Raw genomic sequence first — 3,311 nt, 5'->3', positions numbered from 1 at the left:
CTATCTTTTTCTATTATTCTACCTTATTTGATAGTAGATTTAAGACTTTGCAACAGAACCAAAAAAAGAGAATAAAAAAAAAAAGGGAAGCCTTGCTGATGCAAGCCATTAAAAAAAGGGGCAAAGCCCCTTAAACCCCTTATTTTCAAGAAAAAGGGGTAATTATTGTATGAGATTGTTTGAAAATCTAAGTAATTTTGCGTAAATTGCTGCATTTACAAGCATGCTAACGCATGGTCAAGGGTTAACACCCTTAACAAACCCCTAAAATACGCTCAGAAGCAAATTAGAGGGGGATAGAAGCGTTTTAAAAATGTTCAAGGGTATTTGTATGAAAATATATCTAAAAATCCATGAATACCTCTTAATTTACGTTTTCCGGATTTTGTTATAGTTTTATAAAGAGGTGTTAAGATGAAACATAAACAAAAACAAAATAAATACTTAAATATTTATTTTTGGATAGCTATAATTATATATATTAGTTTAGTTATTTTTTTTCCAGGTAATAGAACTTTAGAAATTTTTGGATTAGTTTTAGTATTTTTATTTTTCTTAATTCGGTTAATTCTTAGAAAGATAGCAAAATACTAATTCCTTTTTTTATTCCTAATTACACTTTCTAAAAGACTTATTATTAACAATATAGAGAAAAATATCTCTACTTCTCTACTATCAAAAAAAATAGAAGATATTAATCCAAAAATACTAAACCAAAAAAAATATTCCCTTACTTTATCCATATCAAATCTCCCTTTTCTTTTTCCAAAAATTATATCAAGAATAAAATTTTAAATAACTCAAAAAGGAATTAAAAGTAACAGCAAGCACAGTACTTGTACGTAGAAAAAATAAAATAAGCGAAAAAATTAGGATAATTTTTTCGCTTATTTTATTTTAACTTTGGGGCAAGCCCCAATCCCTTTGAACAAAACGAAAGCCGATTTAGAAAAAGGGCGCACTTATACATCATTTTAAAAAATTGGTAGCGTTGCGTAGTGGACGATACATTTAATCGTTGCTTCGCCACGGTTATTCCACGTCCATGGTGGCTCGTTGTCAAGGACAATCGGATTAGATAACAAGTACCTGTTTTTTAAACTTTATAATTTTTGTCAAAAAAGGGTTGCCATTCCAGTTATTAGAAGTATTGATTAACTCAAAGAGCCTGAGAAAGAATTGTTCAGCTAAAAACAAAAAGTCTATAAACTCCATTAGGTGTTTCGCAAACTAATGGAGTTTATGGATTTTTTATTCTAGCAAATTCAGTTTCATTTTTGTAGATTAAACCTCACGGAAGCTTTGGTTTAGCTGAATTAATTGTGAAATCAGATTGCCATATACACCAGATTCACTTGATTTGGTTATTGATTGGTAGACATCACGTGAAATGCACGGAAGTTTTTCTTGCAGTGATTTTCCTTTCTCGGTCAGCTGAATAACCAATTGCCGTTCGTCGGTGCTAGCTCGTATGCGATGCAATAGTCCTTGTTTTTCCATCTTTTTTAATAAAGGGCTTAGCGTGCCCGAGTCTAGAAATAGCCGCTCACCGAGTTGTTTTACAGATAAGTTGTCCTCGATAGCCATTAAGGTAATAAAGCCTGTGTAGGTCAAGTCGACTTCATCTAAGAAAGGTTTGTACATGCGAATGCTTTCTTTTGAAGCAACATAAAGTTGAAAACATAATTCATTTTGTAATGGATTGTCATTTGCGTTCATTTGAAGCAACTCCTTTCTTTTTATTTTAACAGAAACAAATTATTCCTCAAATACAATTAAATTGTGTACAATGTATTCAGTAAGGTAAAACCAAACAAATGTCAGAAAGTAGGAATAGATATGAAAAAAGTTTTTTCAACAAAAATGATTAATACAGGCGGACGTAACGGTGAGGTTCATTCTCCTGATAATTCTTTTGAAATGACAATCGTTGCTCCAGGACACAAAGTAGCAGGTGCGACAAACCCAGAACAATTATTTGCAGCTGGATATAGTGCTTGTTTTAACAGTGCTTTGGATTATGTGAAAAAACAAGCACAAGTAGATGGTGAATCAACTATTGAAGTAACTGTTTCACTATACAATTTGAGCCAAACTGCATTACCTGATGTTCAATTAGGTGTTGAAATCGAAGGCCACATTGAAGGAATTACTTTAGAAAAAAGCCAAGAATTATTAGAAATCGCACACCAAACATGCCCTTATTCTCGTGCAACTCGTGGAAATATTGAAGTATCAGTAAAAGCAATCTAATTTTATTTGAAAGGATGAAGCAAGATGACAACGACAAAAGCAGTCGTAATTAATCAATACGGCGGGAAAGAACAACTGACAGATGCAACTGTGACGTTACCTGAGTTATCCGCTCATCAAGTGTTGGTTAAAGTAAAAGCAACTTCGGTAAATCCACTTGATTGGAAGTTACGTGAAGGATATTTGCAACAAATGATGCCATGGGAATTCCCGATTATTTTAGGCTGGGATGTTGCAGGTATCATTGAAGAGGTAGGTTCACAGGTTTCTGACTGGAAAGTTGGTGATTGGGTTGCCGCTAGACCAGATACGACTCGGTTTGGTACGTATGCAGAGCACACAATTGTTGATGATCATCTTCTAGCAAAATTACCGGAAGAAGTATCATTTAAAGATGCAGGTGCACTACCTTTAGCTGGTTTGACCGCTTATCAAGCACTATTTACCCATGGGAAACTTCAAGCAGGACAAAAGGTGCTCATTCATGCTGGAGCTGGTGGCGTGGGAACATATGCGATTCAATTAGCGAAAGAAGCTGGTGCGTATGTAATTACTACGGCTAGTCCGAAAAATCATCAGCTATTAAAAGAATTAGGTGCTGATGAAGTGATTGATTATCATACGACTGATTTTGAGACTACTTTAAGTGAGATTGATTTGGTTCTTGACACAATGGCAGGAGAGGTACAACGAAAAAGCATCACTGTACTGAAGCCTGAAGGACGTTTAATCAGTATTCTTTCGATAGACGAAGATCCACGGATTCAAAAAAAAGGGATTCATGCTGAGGCTATCTGGCTGAAACCAAATGGCGAAGAATTAGCATCCTTAGTTAAGCTGATGGCTGAAAAGAAACTAAAAAGCGTGATTGGCGCTGAATTTCCGCTGAACCAAGCGGGGATTTATGCTGCACATGAACTCAGTGAAACGCACCATGCAGTAGGAAAAATCGTGCTAGTTGCTGAAACTGAATCAAATGCATATTAGGTCAAAAATGAGGTTCTGTTGCAAAGTTTTAAATAAAGAATAAAATCCCTTACGGTATCTATGATTTAAGC

3 protein-coding genes are annotated in these 3,311 nt (G+C 34.8%); 2 read left to right on the top strand and 1 reads right to left on the bottom strand.

Going from position 1 to position 3,311, the window contains the following annotated elements; all coding sequences use genetic code 11:
- Positions 1-1,284: 1,284 nt before the first annotated feature.
- The gene (locus AC973_RS02880; protein WP_048727036.1) at positions 1,285-1,719 is read right to left on the bottom strand and encodes a MarR family winged helix-turn-helix transcriptional regulator; all 435 of its coding nucleotides are present in this window, start codon (positions 1,717-1,719) and stop codon (positions 1,285-1,287) included.
- 120 nt (positions 1,720-1,839) lie between these two features.
- Between AC973_RS02880 and AC973_RS02875 the strand changes: the two genes are divergently transcribed.
- Entirely contained in the window at positions 1,840-2,253 is a 414-nt protein-coding gene (locus AC973_RS02875; RefSeq protein ID WP_048727033.1) for an Ohr family peroxiredoxin, read from the top strand.
- A gap of 24 nt (positions 2,254-2,277) precedes the next feature.
- Positions 2,278-3,240 (top strand): NADP-dependent oxidoreductase, encoded by a 963-nt coding sequence (locus AC973_RS02870; RefSeq protein ID WP_048727031.1) that lies wholly within the window; start codon positions 2,278-2,280, stop codon positions 3,238-3,240.
- Positions 3,241-3,311: the final 71 nt, after the last annotated feature.

This window comes from Carnobacterium sp. 1290_CSPC, from assembly GCF_001053265.1.
GTDB lineage: Bacteria > Bacillota > Bacilli > Lactobacillales > Aerococcaceae > Aerococcus > Aerococcus urinaeequi.
This window is presented reverse-complemented; position numbering and strand designations above follow the sequence as displayed.